This is a genomic window from Streptomyces sp. NPDC003327 (assembly GCF_053589515.1).
In genome coordinates this window covers 62,066-78,255 of record NZ_JBSFSA010000002.1, presented here as the reverse complement: position 1 = coordinate 78,255, position 16,190 = coordinate 62,066, and the positions used below count along the sequence as shown (strand labels likewise).

Genomic DNA, 16,190 nt, shown 5'->3' with positions numbered 1-16,190 from the left:
CGGTCGGATCAGGCCGACGCCGGCGGATACAGGCTCCGCGGCAGCTCCGAGGCCGCCGCGGCGTCGAGCAGCCACAGCGTGCGGGAACGGCCGCGGGCACCGGCCGCCGGGGCCTGCACCTCGCCCGCGCCCGACAGGGCGATCGCCGCCGCCTTCGCCTTGTCCTCGCCGGCCGCGAGCAGCCAGACCTCCTTCGCCGCCCGGATCGCCGGGAGGGTCAGGGAGATCCGGGTCGGCGGCGGCTTCGGGGCACCGTGCACCCCGACGACCGTCCGCTCGGTCTCACGGACCGCCGGGAGCTCCGGGAAGAGCGAGGCCACGTGCGTGTCCGGGCCGACGCCCAGCATCAGCACGTCGAACGTCGGCACGCCGCCGTGGTCGCCGGGGCCCGCGGCCGCCGCAAGCTCCTCCGCGTAGGCCGCGGCCGCCGCGTCGGCGTCGTTCCCGTACGGGCCGTCCGACGCGGGCATCGCGTGCACCCGCGCCGGGTCGAGCGGCACCCGGTCGAACAGCGCCGCGCGGGCCTGGGTGACGTTCCGCTCGGGGTCGCCCTCGGGCAGGAACCGCTCGTCACCCCACCAGAGGTCGAGCCGCGACCAGTCGATCGCGTCCCGGGCCGGCGCCGTGCCGAGGGCGGCGAGGAGGCCGTTGCCGTTGCGGCCGCCGGTCAGCACGACCGAGGCCGCGCCGCGGGACGCCTGGGCGTCCACGATGCGCGTGATCAGCCGGGCCGCGGCCGCCTCGGCCATCAGCTCCTTGTCGCGGTGGACCACCAGCTGAGGGGCGCTCACTTGGCCGCCGCCTTCTTGGCCGAGGCCCGCTTCGGGGCCGGCTTGGCCTCCGGGGCCGGGCCGGTCGCCGTCTGCTCCTCGCCGACGGAGTCCGTCGGCTCGGTCGGCTCGGTCGGCTCCTCCGGAGCGGGAGCGGGAACGACGGCCGGAGCGGCGGGCTCGGGCGCGACGACCGCGGCCCGCTCGTCGAGCCGCTCGAGGCCGTACCGGAGCGCCGAGGCGTAGGTGTCGTCCGGGTCGAGCCGGCGCAGTTCCTCCGCGATCAGCTCGGCGGTGTCGCGGCGCTTGAGCGCCACACCACGGTCCGGCTGTCCCTGTATGGAGAGCGTGGCGAGCGAGCCGTCCGGCCGGTCGAGCACGATCGGTCCGGCGTCGGACTCCATCCGTACGGAGGTGAGCCCCGGCCCGTCCGACTTCGAGCGCCGCACCGGCACCTTCAGCCGGTCCGCCAGCCACATGGCGAGCAGCTCGACGCTCGGGTTGAACTCCTCGCCCTCGACCTCGGCCGAGGTGACCTCGCAGGCGACCTGGTCGAGCGCGGCGGCCAGCATCGACCGCCACGGGGTGATCCGGGTCCACGACAGGTCCGTGTCACCGGGGGTGTACGTCTCCGCCCGCCCGGTCAGCTCCTGGATGGGCTGCTCGGCGGCGTACGTGTCGGTCACCCGGCGCTGGGCGAGAGCGCCCAGCGGGTCGTTCGCCGGGTCGGCCGGGGCGTTGACCGGCCACCAGACGACGACCGGCGCGTCCGGCAGGAGCAGCGGCAGGACCACCGACTGGGCGTGGTCGACGACCTCGCCGTACAGCCGGAGGACGACCGTCTCGCCGGTGCTGGCGTCGGCGCCGAGGCGGACCTCGGCGTCGAGCCGCGTCTTGGCGCGGTCCCGCGGGGAGCGCGAGACCCGCTTGATGACGACGAGGGTCCGCGAGGGGTGCTCGCGGGACGCCTCGTTCGCCGCCTTCAGCGCGTCGTAGGCGTTCTCCTCGTCGGTGACGATGACGAGGGTGAGCACCATGCCGACGGCCGGGGTGCCGATCGCCCGCCGCCCGAGCACCAGCGCCTTGTTGATCTTGGAGGACGTGGTGTCCGTCAGGTCGGTCTTCATGGCCGGCGCCAGCTCCGTCCGTCTCGTGCGAGCATCTCGTCCGCCTCGACCGGACCCCAGGTCCCGGACTGGTACTGCGCGGGCTTGCCGTGCGTGTCCCAGAACTGCTCGATCGGGTCGAGGATCTTCCAGGACAGCTCGACCTCCTCGACCCGCGGGAAGAGGTTGGAGTCGCCGAGCAGGACGTCGAGGATGAGCCGCTCGTACGCCTCCGGGCTCGACTCGGTGAAGGACTCGCCGTAGGCGAAGTCCATCGAGACGTCCCGGATCTCCATCTGCGTGCCCGGCACCTTCGAGCCGAACCGCACCGTGACGCCCTCGTCGGGCTGGACCCGGATGACGATGGCGTTGCGGCCGAGCTCCTCGGTCGCGGTGTGGTCGAAGGGGGAGTGCGGGGCGCGCTGGAAGACGACCGCGATCTCCGTGACCCGGCGGCCCAGGCGCTTGCCCGTCCGCAGGTAGAAGGGGACGCCCGCCCAGCGGCGGTTGTCGATCTCCAGCTTGACGGCCGCGTAGGTGTCGGTCTTCGACTGCGGGTCGATGCCGTCTTCCTGAAGGTAGCCGACGGCCTTCTCGCCGCCCTGCCACCCGGCCGCGTACTGGCCGCGGACCGTGGACGCGCCCAGGTCCTTCGGCAGCTTCACCGCGCCGAGGACCTTGGTCTTCTCGGCGGCGAGCGCGTCGGCGTCGAAGGAGCCGGGCTCCTCCATCGCGGTCAGCGCGAGCAGCTGGAGCAGGTGGTTCTGGATGACGTCACGGGCGGCGCCGATGCCGTCGTAGTAGCCGGCCCGGCCGCCGATGCCGATGTCCTCGGCCATGGTGATCTGCACGTGGTCGACGTACGACCGGTTCCAGATCGGCTCGAAGAGGGTGTTGGCGAAGCGGAGCGCCAGGATGTTCTGGACGGTCTCCTTGCCGAGGTAGTGGTCGATCCGGAAGACCGCGTCCGGCGGGAAGACCTCGTGGACGACCTCGTTGAGCTCCTTGGCGGAGGCAAGGTCGTGGCCGAAGGGCTTCTCGATGACCGCGCGGCGCCAGGAGCCGTCCTTCTGGTCGGCGAGCCCGTGCTTCTTGAGCTGCTGGACGACCAGCGGGAAGAACTTCGGCGGCACGGAGAGGTAGAAGGCGAAGTTGCCGCCCGTGCCCTGCGCCTTGTCCAGCTCCTCGATGGTGGACTTCAGCTGCTCGAAGGCCGTGTCGTCGTCGAAGTCGCCCTGGACGAACCGCATGCCCTGGATCAGCTGCTGCCACACCTCCTCGCGGAAGGGGGTGCGCGCGTGCTGCTTGACGGCCTCGTAGACCTCCTGCGCGAAGTCCTCGTCCGCCCATTCGCGGCGGGCGAAGCCGACGAGCGAGAAGCCCGGCGGCAGCAGGCCGCGGTTGGCCAGGTCGTAGACGGCGGGCATCAGCTTCTTGCGGGACAGATCGCCCGTGACACCGAAGATCACCAGACCCGACGGCCCCGCGATGCGCGGGAGCCGTCGGTCTGCGGCGTCACGGAGCGGGTTGGCTCCGTGGACTGCGCTCAAAGTGCCTACGCCTCCGAAGGTGCGAGGCGCTCGAGCTCCGCCTCGGTCGACTTGAGCAGGTCGTTCCAGGACGCCTCGAACTTCTCGACGCCCTCGTCCTCGAGGAGCCGGACCACGTCGTCGTAGCTGATGCCCAGCTTCGCGACGCCCTCCAGGACCTCGCGGGACGCGTCGTACGTGCCGCGGACGGTGTCACCCGAGACCTCGCCGTGGTCGGCGGTGGCCTCCAGGGTGGCCTCCGGCATGGTGTTGACCGTGCCCGGGGCGACCAGGTCCACCACGTACAGCGTGTCCTTGTACGCCGGGTCCTTGACGCCGGTCGAGGCCCACAGCGGACGCTGCTTGTTGGCGTGCGCCCTGTCGAGGGCGGCCCAGCGCTCCGAGGAGTCCGCGAAGACCTCCTCGTAGGCCTCGTAGGCGAGACGGGCGTTGGCCAGGGCGGACTTGCCCTTGAGCGCCTTGGCCTCGTCGGTGCCGATGCCGTCCAGGCGCTTGTCGATCTCCGTGTCCACGCGGGAGACGAAGAAGGACGCCACCGAGTGGATCGTGGAGAGGTCGAGGCCGCGCTCGCGGGCCTTCTCCAGGCCCGCCAGGTAGGCGTCCATGACCGCGCGGTAGCGCTCCAGCGAGAAGATCAGCGTGACGTTGACGCTGATGCCGAGGCCGATGACCTCGGTGATCGCCGGCAGACCCGCCTCGGTGGCCGGGATCTTGATGAGCGTGTTCGGACGGTCCACCAGCCAGGCCAGCTGCTTGGCCTCGGCGATCGTGGCGGCCGTCTCGTGGGCGAGCCGCGGGTCGACCTCGATGGAGACCCGGCCGTCCTGGCCGTCGGTCGCGTCGAAGACGGGCCGCAGGATGTCGGCGGCATCCCGGACGTCCGCCGTCGTGATCATGCGGATGGCTTCCTCGACCGTGACCCTGCGGGCGGCGAGGTCGGCCAGCTGCTGGTCGTAGCCGTGCCCCTCGGAGATCGCCTTCTGGAAGATCGACGGGTTGGTGGTCACACCGACCACGTGGCTCTGGTCGATGAGCTCGGCCAGGTTGCCGGACGTGATCCGCTGACGCGAGAGGTCGTCCAGCCAGATCGCGACGCCTTCGTCGGAGAGGCGCTTGAGAGCGTCTGTCATGAGAGTTGCATCTCCAAAAAGTCGTACGTATCCGCGTCAGCGCGCGGCGGCGTCGATCGATTCCCGGGCGGCGGCGACGATCGCCTCCGGCGTGAAACCGAACTCACGGAAGAGGACCTTGGCGTCGGCCGAGGCGCCGAAGTGCTCCAGCGACACGATCCGGCCGGCGTCACCCACGTACCGGTGCCAGGTGAGGCCGATGCCGGCCTCCACCGCGACACGGGCCTTGACCGACGGGGGCAGCACCGCGTCCTTGTACGCCTGGCCCTGCTCCTCGAACCACTCCACCGACGGCATCGAGACCACCCGGGTCGGGACGCCCGCGGCCTGGAGCTGCTCACGGGCCTCGACGGCCAGGTGCACCTCGGAGCCGGTCGCGATCAGCACGACCTGCGGCTCGCCGCCCTCGGCGTCGAACAGCACGTAGCCGCCCTTGGCCGCGTCCTCGTTCGGCGCGTACGTCGGCACGCCCTGACGGGTCAGCGCGAGGCCGACCGGGGCGCCCTTGCCGAAGACCTTGGTGTGGCGCTGCATGATCTCGCGCCAGGCGATCGCCGTCTCGTTGGCGTCGGCCGGGCGGACCACCGAGAGGCCCGGGATCGCGCGCAGCGAGGCCAGGTGCTCCACCGGCTGGTGGGTCGGGCCGTCCTCGCCGAGACCGATCGAGTCGTGCGTCCACACGTAGGTCACCGGCAGGTGCATCAGCGCGGAGAGGCGCACCGCGTTGCGCATGTAGTCGGAGAACACCAGGAAGGTGCCGCCGTAGATCCGCGTGTTGCCGTGCAGCGCGATGCCGTTCATCTCCGCGGCCATGGAGTGCTCGCGGATGCCGAAGTGGATCGTGCGGCCGTACTTGTCGGCCTCCGGCAGCGGGTTGCCCTCGGGCAGGAACGAGGAGGTCTTGTCGATCGTCGTGTTGTTCGAGCCGGCCAGGTCGGCGGAGCCGCCCCACAGCTCGGGGATGACCGCGCCGAGCGCCTGGAGCACCTTGCCCGACGCGGCACGGGTCGCGACGCTCTTTCCGGCCTCGAAGACCGGGAGCTTCGCGGCCCAGCCGGCCGGCAGCTCGTTCGCCTGGATGCGGTCGAACTCCGCCGCCCGCTCCGGGTTGGCCGTACGCCACTCGGCGAGGGACTTCTCCCACTCCGCGCGGGCGTCGCGGGCCCGGTCGCCGAGCGCGCGGGTGTGCGCGATGACCTCGTCGGAGACCTCGAAGGTCTGCTCCGGGTCGAAGCCGAGGACGCGCTTGGTGGCCGCGATCTCCTCGTCGCCGAGCGCCGAGCCGTGCGCGGCCTCGGTGTTCTGCGCGTTCGGGGCGGGCCAGGCGATGATCGAGCGCATCGCGATGAACGACGGGCGCTCGGTCTCGGCCTCGGCGGCCCGGATCGCCGCGTAGAGCGCGGCCGGGTCGAGGTCGCCGTTGGCCTGCGGCTCGACGCGCTGCACGTGCCAGCCGTACGCCTCGTACCGCTTCATCGTGTCCTCGGACACGGCCGTCTCGGTGTCGCCCTCGATCGAGATGTGGTTGTCGTCCCACAGCAGGATCAGGTTGCCGAGCTTCTGGTGGCCCGCGAGCGAGGACGCCTCGGCGGAGATGCCCTCCTGGAGGCAGCCGTCACCGGCGATCACGTAGATCCGGTGGTCGAACGGCGAGGTGCCGGCGGCCGCCTCCGGGTCGAACAGACCGCGCTCGTAGCGGGCGGCCATCGCCATGCCCACGGCGTTGGCGACACCCTGGCCCAGCGGGCCCGTGGTGGTCTCGACGCCGGCGGTGTGCCCGTACTCCGGGTGACCCGGGGTCTTCGAGCCCCAGGTGCGGAAGGACTTCAGGTCGTCCAGCTCGAGACCGAAGCCACCCAGGTACAGCTGGGTGTAGAGGGTCAGGGACGAGTGGCCCGCGGAGAGGACGAACCGGTCGCGCCCGACCCACTCGGGGTCGGCCGGGTCGTGCCGCATCACCTTCTGGAAGAGGGTGTACGCGGCGGGCGCCAGGCTCATCGCCGTACCGGGATGGCCGTTGCCGACCTTCTGTACGGCGTCCGCGGCCAGGATGCGGGCGGTGTCTACGGCCCGCTGGTCCAATTCGGTCCACTCGAGGTCTGTGGTGGTCGGCTTAGTGCTCACCCTGGGTCAGGGCTCCTCTCCACATGTCTGTAGCCGGTGACTGAGGGTGTACCGGCGTTGTCGAGCCTACCCCCGCCGAACCCCTCTCTTTTCGTGTCCATGCCCCTCATATGAGCGCTCACAGCCAGAGTGCTGGTGAGCGCGGGACTTCGCCTCCCGAGGCGCGCCGGGAACGGCGTCCACACCGTGGGACGCACCCCTCCAACACGACCCCACCCCCGCGAAGATCGGCGTCTGGGCAACGTCTACAGTGGCGTGGTACGCGCAAGTTTCACCCCGCCTTCATCCGGGGGGCTTGCTGGGAATTTCTCTGTCAGGGGTGTGCGTGACGGCCGTCGAGTCCCGACCCGCAGGGGTCGTCTTGACTCCCAGCCCGGGGGGCCATCGGCCGTTCGGGGCCCGCGTCAAGGCATACGTGGCGCTGACCAAGCCGCGGATCATCGAGCTGCTGCTCATCACCACCGTTCCGGTGATGTTCCTCGCCGAGCAGGGCGTGCCGGACCTGTGGCTGGTGCTCGTCACCTGCTTCGGCGGCTACCTCTCCGCGGGCGGCGCCAACGCGCTGAACATGTACATCGACCGCGACATCGACGCGCTGATGGACCGCACCTCCCAGCGGCCGCTCGTGACCGGCGTCCTCACGCCGCGCGAGGGACTGGTCTTCGGCCTCACCCTCGCCGTCGTCTCGACGCTCTGGTTCGGCCTGCTCGTCAACTGGCTGTCGGCGGCGCTCTCGCTCGGCGCGCTCCTCTTCTACGTGGTCGTCTACACGATGATCCTGAAGCGGCGCACCGCGCAGAACATCGTCTGGGGCGGCATCGCCGGCTGTCTGCCGGTCCTCATCGGCTGGTCGTCCGTCACCAACTCGATGTCCTGGGCCGCGGTCATCCTCTTCCTGGTCATCTTCTTCTGGACGCCGCCGCACTACTGGCCGCTCTCCATGAAGGTGAAGGACGACTACGCGCGCGCCGGCGTCCCCATGCTGCCGGTCCTGGCCTCCAACAAGGTCGTGGCCAAGCAGATCGTGGCCTACAGCTGGGTCATGGTCGCCGTCTCCCTGCTCCTCACCCCGCTGGGCTACACCGGCTGGTTCTACACCGCCGTGGCGCTGCTGACCGGCGGCTGGTGGCTGTGGGAGGCGCACGCGCTCCTCAACCGCGCGAAGGCCGAGGCCACCGGCGCGAAGCTCAAGGAGATGCGCCTCTTCCACTGGTCCATCACCTACGTCTCGCTGCTGTTCGTGGCGGTCGCGGTGGACCCCTTCCTGCGCTAGGCCGTTTCTCTCCGGTCAGGCCGGATCAGCGGCCGGGTCGCGTGGCGTTCGCCACGTGGTCCGGCCGTCGTCAGTCGATCTACCCCTCGGTAGCATCCTTGGCATGGCAGACACGAAGCAGGAAGAGCGCAAGGCGGCCAAGCTGGCCAAGGAGATCCGGGCCTTCGCCAAGGAGCACGGCGGCGCCGAGGGCCAGCTCGCCCACATCGGCCAGGCAGGCACCCGCATCGTCCTCGTCGGCGAGGACGGCGGCTGGGGCGACCTGGTGGCCCCCACGTACGCGATCGCGCAGCAGGCCGCCGAGCAGGCCGGTCTGACCCTGCACGAGGAGTTCGACGGCGAGTTCGCCGCGAAGGTCGTCACCGGCCCGTACGAGTGGACCCGGATGGCCGGCATCCAGATCGGCGGCCCCTCCAACGGCTGAGGCAACAACCTCGCACGGGGCTCACCCGTTAGGACGTGTGGAGACGCGTCCACACAGGGAGAGCCCCCCGAGATGATCGACCTGCCCGGCCTGGTGGACCAGCACTGCCACGGCGTGCTCCGCACGGAGCTCGGCCTCGGCACCTTCGAGGCCCGCCTCGGCGGGACCGCCTCCCTGCCGGCCGCCGGCACCACCTTCTTCGACACCCAGACCGGCTTCGCCGTCCGCCGCTGGTGCCCCCCGCTCCTCGGCCTCGAACCGCACTGCCCGCCCGCCCGCTACCTGGCGCGCCGCCGGGAGCTCGGCGCCGCCGAGGCGGGCCGCCGCCTGCTGCGCTCCTCCGGGATCTCCACGTACCTCGTCGACACCGGGCCGCCCGGGGACCTCACGGGACCGGCGGAGCTGGCCGCCGCCGCCGACGCGCGGGCCCACGAGATCGTCCGCCTCGAACTCCTCGCCCGGCAGGTCGCCGACACCTCGGGAACCGTCGACGCGCTTCTCGCCAACCTCTCCGAGGCCGTCCACGGCGCCGCCGCCCACGCCGTCGCCTTCACCTCCGTCTCGGGCGTACGGAGCGGGCTCGCGGCCGTGCCCGAGCCGCCGGAACCGGGGGAGGTGCGGCGCGCCGCAGGACGCTGGCTCGCCGGGCGCCGAGCCGGGGCCCCGGTCGCCGACCCCGTCCTGCTGCGCCACCTGCTGTGGGCCGCCGTCTCCACGGGGCGGCCGCTCCAGCTGCACACGGCGGACCGGGACCCGGGGGCCCTCGCGGGGTTCGCCGCCGCGACGGCCGGTCTCGGCACCGACCTCGTCCTGCTGCACGGTGCCCCGCACCACCGGGCGGCCGCCCGGCTCACCGCCGTGTTCCCGCACGTGTACGCGGACCTGGGCGCCGCCCTCGCCCCGACCGGGGCCCGCGCCGCGGCCGTCCTCGCGGAGGTCCTGGAACTGGCGCCGTTCGGCAAGCTGCTGTTCTCCAGCGGCGCCGACGGGCTGCCCGAGCTGCACGTGGTCGCCGCGAGCGTGTTCCGCGCGGCGCTGGGGCGGGTGCTGGCGGAGTGGGTCGGCGAGGGCGCCTGGTCCCGTACGGACGCGCAGCGGGTGGCGGGGATGATCGCGGCGGACAACGCCCGCCGCGTCTACCGGCTGCCCTGACGCGGTGTTCCGGGGGAGCGGGGATCAGGCCGCGGCGGCCGGGACCGGGTCGGCCTGGGCCGGGATCTCCGGTGCCGTCACCGGGCGCTCGCGCAGGCTCAGCGCGAGGCGCACCACCGCGATCCACATCAGCGCGGAGCCGAGCATGTGGACGCCCACCAGCAGCTCGGGGACGCCCGTGAAGTACTGGACGTAGCCCACGGCACCCTGGGCGAGCAGCACGATCAGCAGGTCGCGGGCGCGGGCGCGGGTGTCGTCCGGGGCGTCGACCACGCGCAGCACCAGCCACATCGCGACGGCGAGGGCGCAGACGACCCAGGCGGCGACGGCGTGGAGGTGCGCGGCGGCCGTCCAGTCCCACGGCATGCGCGGGACGTCGCTGCTGTCGCCGGCGTGCTTGCCGGCTCCGGTCACCGTCGTACCGAGCACGATGAGCGCGGCCGCGGTGCCCGTGAGCGCCCAGGAGAGCTTCCGCACCGGGCGCGGCACGCGCGGACGGGGGGCCGTGTCGCCCTCGCCGGTCCGGTGCCAGGTGATGACCGCCACCGTGAGGAGCGCGTTCGCGGCGAGGAAGTGGCCGGCCACCGTCCACGGGTTGAGGCCCATCCAGACCGTGATGCCGCCGAGCACGGCGTTGCTCATCACGATCCAGAACTGCGCCCAGCCCCAGCGCGTCAGGGTCCGGCGCCAGGGCTTGGTGGACCGGGTGGCGACGATCGTCCAGCCGACGGCGGCCGACAGGACGTACGTCAGCATCCGGTTGCCGAACTCGATCGCGCCCCGGTAGCCCTGCTCGGGCGTGGCGATGAGGCTCTCGTCGGTGCACTTGGGCCAGGTGTCGCAGCCGAGGCCGGAGCCGGTCAGCCGCACGGCGCCGCCGGTGACGATGATGAGCACGCTCATCACGACGGCGGAGAGCGCGGCGCGCCGGAGGGTCCGGGGGGACGGGGTCCAGCGCCTGGCGATGAGGGCGAGGGGGGTCAACACGGGCCCTATCGTAGGACGGCGCTTGTGCGCGCTTTCACGAGGGGGGCGTATGTGGCGGAACGGAACGTTGCGGTTACTCCCAGCGGAAGAACCGCGCCGCCGCGCCGAGCCCCAGGACCGCCCAGACCGCCAGGATCAGCGCGTCGCCCCACGGCATCGGCGCCCCGCCCTGGAGGACGTCCCGCAGGCCGTCCGAGAGGGCCGAGATCGGCAGCAGCGCGAGCACGTCGCCCGCCGCGCCGAACTTCTCCAGCGGGACGACGACCCCGCCGCCGACCAGGAGCAGCAGGAAGACGAGGTTGGCCGCGGCGAGCGTCGCCTCGGCCTTGAGGGTGCCCGCCATGAGCAGGCCGAGCCCCGAGAAGGCGGCGGTGCCGAGGACCAGGAGCAGCAGGACGGAGAAGGGGTCGCCCTGCGGGGACCAGCCGAGCGCCAGGGCGATCGCCGTCAGGAGCGCGACCTGGAGGACCTCGGTGACCAGGACGGAGAGCGTCTTGGCGGTCATGAGCGCCCAGCGGGGGAGCGGTGAGGCGGCGAGCCGCTTGAGCACCCCGTACCGGCGCTCGAAGCCGGTGGCGATGGCCTGGCCGGTGAAGGCGGTGGACATCACGGCGAGCGCCAGGACGCCGGGGGCGAGGAAGTCGACGGCCTCGCCCGCGCCGGTGTCGACGACGTCGACGGTCGAGAAGAGCGCGAGCAGCAGGGAGGGGATGATCACCGTGAGGAGGAGCTGCTCGCCGTTGCGGAGCAGCATCCGGGTCTCCAGGGCGGTCTGCGCCGCGATCATCCGCCCGACGGGGGCGGCCCCCGGCTTCGGCGCGTACGTACCCGTGCTCATCCGCGCAGCTCCTTGCCGGTCAGTTCCAGGAAGACGTCTTCGAGGGTGTGGCGCTCGACCGCGATGCCGTCCGGCATGACGCCGTGCTGGGCGCACCAGCTGGTGACCGTGGCGAGCAGCTGGGGGTCGACGCCGCCGGTGATGCGGTACGTGCCGGGGAGCGGCTCCAGGGCGGCGGTGCCGTCCGGCAGGGCCTTCAGGAGGGAGCCGAGGTCGAGCCCGGGGCGGCCGGTGAAGCGGAGGGTGTTCTCGGCGCCGCCGCGGCACAGCTGCTCGGGGCTGCCCTGGGCGACGACCCGGCCGGCGTCGACGATGGCGACGTCGTCGGCGAGCTCCTCGGCCTCCTGCATGAAGTGGGTGGTGAGGACGGTGCTCACGCCGTCGGCGCGCAGTTCGCGCACGAGGTCCCAGGTGGCGCGGCGGGCCTGCGGGTCGAGGCCGGCGGTCGGTTCGTCGAGGAAGACGAGTTCGGGGCGGCCGACCACGGCCATCGCGAGCGCGAGGCGCTGCTGCTGGCCGCCGGAGAGGCGCCGGTAGGTCGTACGGCCGCAGGAGCCGAGGCCGAGGCGCTCGACGAGGGCGTCCACGTCGAGGGGGTGGGCGTGCAGTTTCGCCATGTGGCGGAGCATCTCGTCGGCGCGGGCGCCGGAGTAGACGCCGCCGGACTGGAGCATGACGCCGACGCGGGGGCGCAGGGCCGCGGCGTCGGCGACCGGGTCGAGGCCGAGGACGCGGACGGTGCCCGCGTCGGGGGTGCGGTAACCCTCGCAGGTCTCGACGGTGGTGGTCTTGCCGGCCCCGTTGGGGCCGAGGACGGCGGTGACGGTGCCGGCCCGCACGTCGAGGTCGAGCCCGTCGACGGCGGTCTTCTTCCCGTACCGCTTGACCAGGCCGCGGACCTGGACGACGGACTCGTTTGCCATGCACGGAAGTCTAGAGAGGGTGCCGGAGCGGGGGCGCACCGGGCGGCCGCATTCATCCCACCAATGATCATTTCCGCAGGTCAGGTAAGCCTTACCTGAGTGATGCAGAGCACCGTCGGCGTCCGTGACGCGGCTTGTCACTCCGCGATTAATTACGCAACAATGGCGTTGTGAAAAACGTTGGCGCGGCTCCCGTGGAGGAACTCGCGACCCGTGAGCGTTCGACGCGCAACCGGGTCGCGCGGTCGATCCTGGACCACGGGCCGTCGACCGTCGCCGACCTCGCCGAGCGGCTCGGCCTGACCCAGGCCGCCGTCCGCCGCCACCTCGACTCGCTGGTCGCCGACTCCGTCGTCGAGGCCCGCGAGAAGCGCGTCTACGGCACCCGCACCCGCGGCCGCCCCGCCAAGGTCTTCGCGCTCACCGACTGCGGCCGGGACGCGTTCGACCAGTCGTACGACTCGCTCGCCGTCGAGGCGCTCCGCTGGATCGAGCGCAACGCCGGGGGAGAGGCGGCCGTCGCCGCCTTCGCCCGCGACCGGATCGAGAGCCAGTCCCGGGCCTACCGCGAGGCCGTCGAATCGGCGGACCCCGAGCGGCGGACCGAGGCACTGGCCAAGGCCCTGACGGCCGACGGGTACGCTGCCACCGCGCGCAACGCGCCGGTCGGCGAGCAGCTCTGCCAGCACCACTGCCCGGTCGCCCACGTCGCCGAGCAGTACCCCCAGCTGTGCGAGGCGGAAACGGAGTTCTTCTCCCGCCTCCTGGGAACGCACGTCCAGCGTCTCGCCACCATCGCGCATGGTGACGGCGTCTGCACCACGTTCATCCCGCACGGCGCCCCGCAGACCACCGAATCAGCATCCGCAAGCACGGCCGGGAGGAACCCCGCATGACCACCGAGATCAGCCACCCCGAGCTCGAGGGCCTGGGTCGGTACGAGTACGGCTGGGCCGACTCCGACGCGGCCGGCGCCGCGGCCAAGCGCGGTCTCTCCGAGGCTGTCGTCCGCGACATCTCCGAGAAGAAGAACGAGCCCGAGTGGATGCTGAAGCTGCGTCTCAAGGGTCTGCGGCTCTTCGACAAGAAGCCCATGCCGACCTGGGGCTCCGACCTCTCCGGCATCGACTTCGACAACATCAAGTACTTCGTGCGGTCCACCGAGAAGCAGGCCGAGTCCTGGGAGGACCTGCCGGAGGACATCAAGAACACGTACGACAAGCTCGGCATCCCGGAGGCGGAGAAGCAGCGCCTCGTCGCCGGTGTCGCCGCCCAGTACGAGTCCGAGGTCGTCTACCACCAGATCCGCGAGGACCTGGAGGAGCAGGGCGTCATCTTCGTCGACACCGACACCGCGCTGAAGGAGCACGAGGAGCTCTTCAAGGAGTACTTCGGCACCGTCATCCCGGTCGGCGACAACAAGTTCGCCTCGCTGAACACGGCCGTGTGGTCCGGCGGATCGTTCATCTACGTCCCCAAGGGCGTGCACGTCGAGATCCCGCTCCAGGCCTACTTCCGCATCAACACCGAGAACATGGGCCAGTTCGAGCGGACGCTGATCATCGTCGACGAGGACGCCTACGTCCACTACGTCGAGGGCTGCACCGCCCCGATCTACTCCTCGGACTCCCTGCACTCCGCGGTCGTCGAGATCATCGTGAAGAAGGGCGGCCGCTGCCGCTACACGACCATCCAGAACTGGTCGAACAACGTCTACAACCTCGTGACCAAGCGCGCCGTCGCCTACGAGGGCGCCACCATGGAGTGGGTCGACGGCAACATCGGCTCCAAGGTCACCATGAAGTACCCGGCCGTCTACCTCATGGGCGAGCACGCCAAGGGCGAGACGCTCTCCATCGCCTTCGCGGGCGAGGGCCAGCACCAGGACGCCGGCGCCAAGATGGTCCACCTGGCCCCGAACACCTCCTCCAACATCGTCTCCAAGTCGGTGGCGCGAGGCGGCGGCCGCACCTCCTACCGCGGTCTCATCGAGATCGGCGAGGGCGCCCCGGGCTCCAAGTCCAACGTCCTGTGCGACGCGCTGCTCGTCGACACGATCTCCCGCTCCGACACGTACCCCTACGTGGACGTGCGCGAGGACGACGTCTCCATGGGCCACGAGGCCACCGTCTCCAAGGTCTCCGAGGACCAGCTCTTCTACCTGATGAGCCGCGGCCTCACCGAGTTCGAGGCCATGGCGATGATCGTTCGAGGCTTCGTCGAGCCCATCGCCAAGGAGCTCCCGATGGAGTACGCCCTGGAGCTCAACCGGCTGATCGAGCTGCAGATGGAAGGCGCGGTCGGCTAAGAGCCCCCGCACCCGCAGCGACCGACTTCTACGTACGCAGGAAGAGAGCAAGACGACAGCCATGGCTGAGGCTCAGAACTCCCCCGAGGACCTTCGCTCCGCAAAGGTCCAGGGGGGACCCCCACCGGCGGGCTCCACCACCGCCGGCTCGATCGCGGTGGCCGCCGAGTCCACCGTCGCCACGCGCATGAGCGCGCCCCCGTCCTTCGACGTCGCGGACTTCCCCGTCCCGCACGGCCGTGAGGAGGAGTGGCGGTTCACCCCGCTGGAGCGCCTCCGCGGCCTGCACGACGGCACCGCCGTCGCCACCGGCGAGGGCGTCCGCCTCGAGGTCGAGGCCCCCGAGGGCGTCACCGTGGAGACGGTCGGCCGGGACGACGCGCGCCTCGGCAGGGCCGGCACGCCGGTCGACCGCGTCGCCGCCCAGGCGTACTCCTCCTTCGAGAAGGCCTCGGTCGTCACCGTCGCCAAGGAGACCGTGCTCGCCGAGCCGATCCGCATCGCCGTCCACGGCGAGGGCGGGGTCGCCTTCGGCCACCAGGTCATCGAACTCGGCGCCTTCGCCGAGGCCGTCGTCGTCATCGACCACACCGGCGACGCGGTCCTCGCCGCCAACGTCGACTACGTGCTCGGCGACGGCGCCAAGCTCACGGTCGTCTCCGTCCAGGACTGGGACGAGAAGGCCGTCCACGTCGCCCAGCACAACGCGCTGATCGGCCGCGACGCCTCCTTCAAGTCGGTCGTCGTCACCTTCGGCGGCGACGTCGTCCGCATCCACCCGCGCGTCACCTACGCCGCCCCCGGCGGCGAGGCCGAGCTCTTCGGCCTCTACTTCACCGACGCCGGGCAGCACCAGGAGCACCGCCTCCTGGTCACCCACAACGTCCCGCACTGCACGTCCAACGTGGCCTACAAGGGCGCGCTGCAGGGCCAGGACGCGCACGCCGTGTGGATCGGCGACGTCCTCATCGAGGCCGCGGCCGAGGGCACCGACACCTACGAGCTCAACCGGAACCTGGTCCTCACCGACGGCGCCCGGGTCGACTCCGTCCCCAACCTGGAGATCGAGACCGGCGAGATCGCCGGCGCCGGCCACGCCTCCGCCACCGGCCGCTTCGACGACGAGCAGCTCTTCTACCTGATGTCCCGCGGCATCCCGGAGACCGAGGCCCGCCGCCTCGTCGTACGGGGCTTCTTCGCCGAGCTGGTCCAGCAGATCGGTCTGCCGGACGTCGAGGAGCGCCTCATCGCGAAGATCGAGGCGGAGCTGGAGGCCTCGGTCTGATGGCCTTCGTCCGTGTCTGCGCGCTGAGCGAGCTGGAGAACGACACCCCGAAGCGGGTCGAGATCGACGGCACCCCGGTGTCCGTCGTGCGCACCGAGGGCGAGGTGTTCGCGATCAACGACATCTGCTCGCACGCCAACGTCTCCCTCTCGGAGGGCGAGGTCGAGGACTGCGCCATCGAGTGCTGGCTGCACGGCTCCAGCTTCGACCTCCGCACCGGCAAGCCGTCCGGCCTTCCCGCGACGCGCCCCGTCCCCGTATACCCCGTACAGATCGAAGGGGACGATGTGCTCGTCTCCGTCACCCAGGAGTCCTGAGTC

15 protein-coding genes are annotated in these 16,190 nt (G+C 71.5%); 7 read left to right on the top strand and 8 right to left on the bottom strand.

Annotated elements, in window-relative coordinates; all coding sequences use genetic code 11:
- Window positions 1–8: 8 nt before the first annotated feature.
- Genes pgl through tkt form a run of 5 tightly spaced genes read right to left on the bottom strand, consistent with a single transcriptional unit; the run spans window position 9 to window position 6,680 of the window.
- On the bottom strand, window positions 9–791 hold the full coding sequence (gene pgl / locus ACWDVG_RS02005) for a 6-phosphogluconolactonase (protein WP_451695233.1): 783 nt from the start codon (window positions 789–791) through the stop codon (window positions 9–11).
- On the bottom strand, window positions 788–1,897 hold the full coding sequence (gene opcA, locus ACWDVG_RS02000) for a glucose-6-phosphate dehydrogenase assembly protein OpcA (protein ID WP_451695231.1): 1,110 nt from the start codon (window positions 1,895–1,897) through the stop codon (window positions 788–790). The genes pgl and opcA overlap by 4 nt, the downstream gene beginning before the upstream one ends.
- Window positions 1,894–3,426, bottom strand: a complete 1,533-nt coding sequence (gene zwf, locus ACWDVG_RS01995) for a glucose-6-phosphate dehydrogenase (protein WP_451695229.1) — start codon at window positions 3,424–3,426, stop codon at window positions 1,894–1,896. The genes opcA and zwf overlap by 4 nt, the downstream gene beginning before the upstream one ends.
- A gap of 5 nt (window positions 3,427–3,431) precedes the next feature.
- A complete protein-coding gene (gene tal / locus ACWDVG_RS01990) occupies window positions 3,432–4,556 on the bottom strand; it encodes a transaldolase (RefSeq protein WP_451695228.1) in 1,125 nt (374 codons plus the stop codon).
- A 36-nt stretch (window positions 4,557–4,592) separates the two neighbouring features.
- Complete coding sequence (tkt, locus tag ACWDVG_RS01985) at window positions 4,593–6,680, bottom strand: transketolase (RefSeq protein WP_451695226.1); 2,088 nt, start codon at window positions 6,678–6,680, stop codon at window positions 4,593–4,595.
- A gap of 319 nt (window positions 6,681–6,999) precedes the next feature.
- Between tkt and ACWDVG_RS01980 the strand changes: the two genes are divergently transcribed.
- The 3 genes from ACWDVG_RS01980 (at window position 7,000) to ACWDVG_RS01970 (ending at window position 9,529) form a co-directional block, all read left to right on the top strand.
- Entirely contained in the window at window positions 7,000–7,953 is a 954-nt protein-coding gene (locus ACWDVG_RS01980; RefSeq protein ID WP_451695224.1) for a heme o synthase, read from the top strand.
- Window positions 7,954–8,056: 103 nt separating this feature from the next.
- A complete protein-coding gene (locus ACWDVG_RS01975) occupies window positions 8,057–8,377 on the top strand; it encodes a hypothetical protein (RefSeq protein WP_451695223.1) in 321 nt (106 codons plus the stop codon).
- 72 nt (window positions 8,378–8,449) lie between these two features.
- On the top strand, window positions 8,450–9,529 hold the full coding sequence (locus tag ACWDVG_RS01970; protein WP_451695221.1) for an amidohydrolase: 1,080 nt from the start codon (window positions 8,450–8,452) through the stop codon (window positions 9,527–9,529).
- A 24-nt stretch (window positions 9,530–9,553) separates the two neighbouring features.
- On the opposite strand, the gene ACWDVG_RS01965 is transcribed toward ACWDVG_RS01970, so the two are convergent.
- From ACWDVG_RS01965 to ACWDVG_RS01955, 3 genes are all read right to left on the bottom strand, one after another.
- A complete protein-coding gene (locus ACWDVG_RS01965; protein WP_451695631.1) occupies window positions 9,554–10,525 on the bottom strand; it encodes a COX15/CtaA family protein in 972 nt (323 codons plus the stop codon).
- 64 nt (window positions 10,526–10,589) lie between these two features.
- Window positions 10,590–11,354: an ABC transporter permease gene (locus ACWDVG_RS01960; protein ID WP_451695219.1), complete on the bottom strand. Its 765-nt coding sequence runs from the start codon at window positions 11,352–11,354 to the stop codon at window positions 10,590–10,592.
- Window positions 11,351–12,277, bottom strand: a complete 927-nt coding sequence (locus ACWDVG_RS01955) for an ABC transporter ATP-binding protein (protein WP_451695218.1) — start codon at window positions 12,275–12,277, stop codon at window positions 11,351–11,353. Before ACWDVG_RS01955 ends, ACWDVG_RS01960 begins: the two co-directional genes overlap by 4 nt.
- 170 nt (window positions 12,278–12,447) lie before the next feature.
- On the opposite strand from ACWDVG_RS01955, the gene ACWDVG_RS01950 reads away from it, so the two are divergent.
- The 4 genes from ACWDVG_RS01950 to ACWDVG_RS01935 all read left to right on the top strand — a co-directional run bounded on the left by ACWDVG_RS01950 (window position 12,448) and on the right by ACWDVG_RS01935 (window position 16,187).
- A complete protein-coding gene (locus ACWDVG_RS01950; protein ID WP_451695216.1) occupies window positions 12,448–13,173 on the top strand; it encodes a helix-turn-helix transcriptional regulator in 726 nt (241 codons plus the stop codon).
- Window positions 13,170–14,585, top strand: a complete 1,416-nt coding sequence (sufB, locus tag ACWDVG_RS01945) for a Fe-S cluster assembly protein SufB (RefSeq protein WP_451695214.1) — start codon at window positions 13,170–13,172, stop codon at window positions 14,583–14,585. Before ACWDVG_RS01950 ends, sufB begins: the two co-directional genes overlap by 4 nt.
- A 61-nt stretch (window positions 14,586–14,646) precedes the next feature.
- Window positions 14,647–15,870: a Fe-S cluster assembly protein SufD gene (gene sufD / locus ACWDVG_RS01940; protein WP_451695213.1), complete on the top strand. Its 1,224-nt coding sequence runs from the start codon at window positions 14,647–14,649 to the stop codon at window positions 15,868–15,870.
- Window positions 15,870–16,187 carry a bifunctional 3-phenylpropionate/cinnamic acid dioxygenase ferredoxin subunit gene (locus ACWDVG_RS01935; RefSeq protein ID WP_451695211.1) on the top strand — a complete coding sequence of 106 codons (318 nt, stop codon included), beginning with the start codon at window positions 15,870–15,872 and terminating at the stop codon, window positions 16,185–16,187. Before sufD ends, ACWDVG_RS01935 begins: the two co-directional genes overlap by 1 nt.
- Window positions 16,188–16,190: the final 3 nt, after the last annotated feature.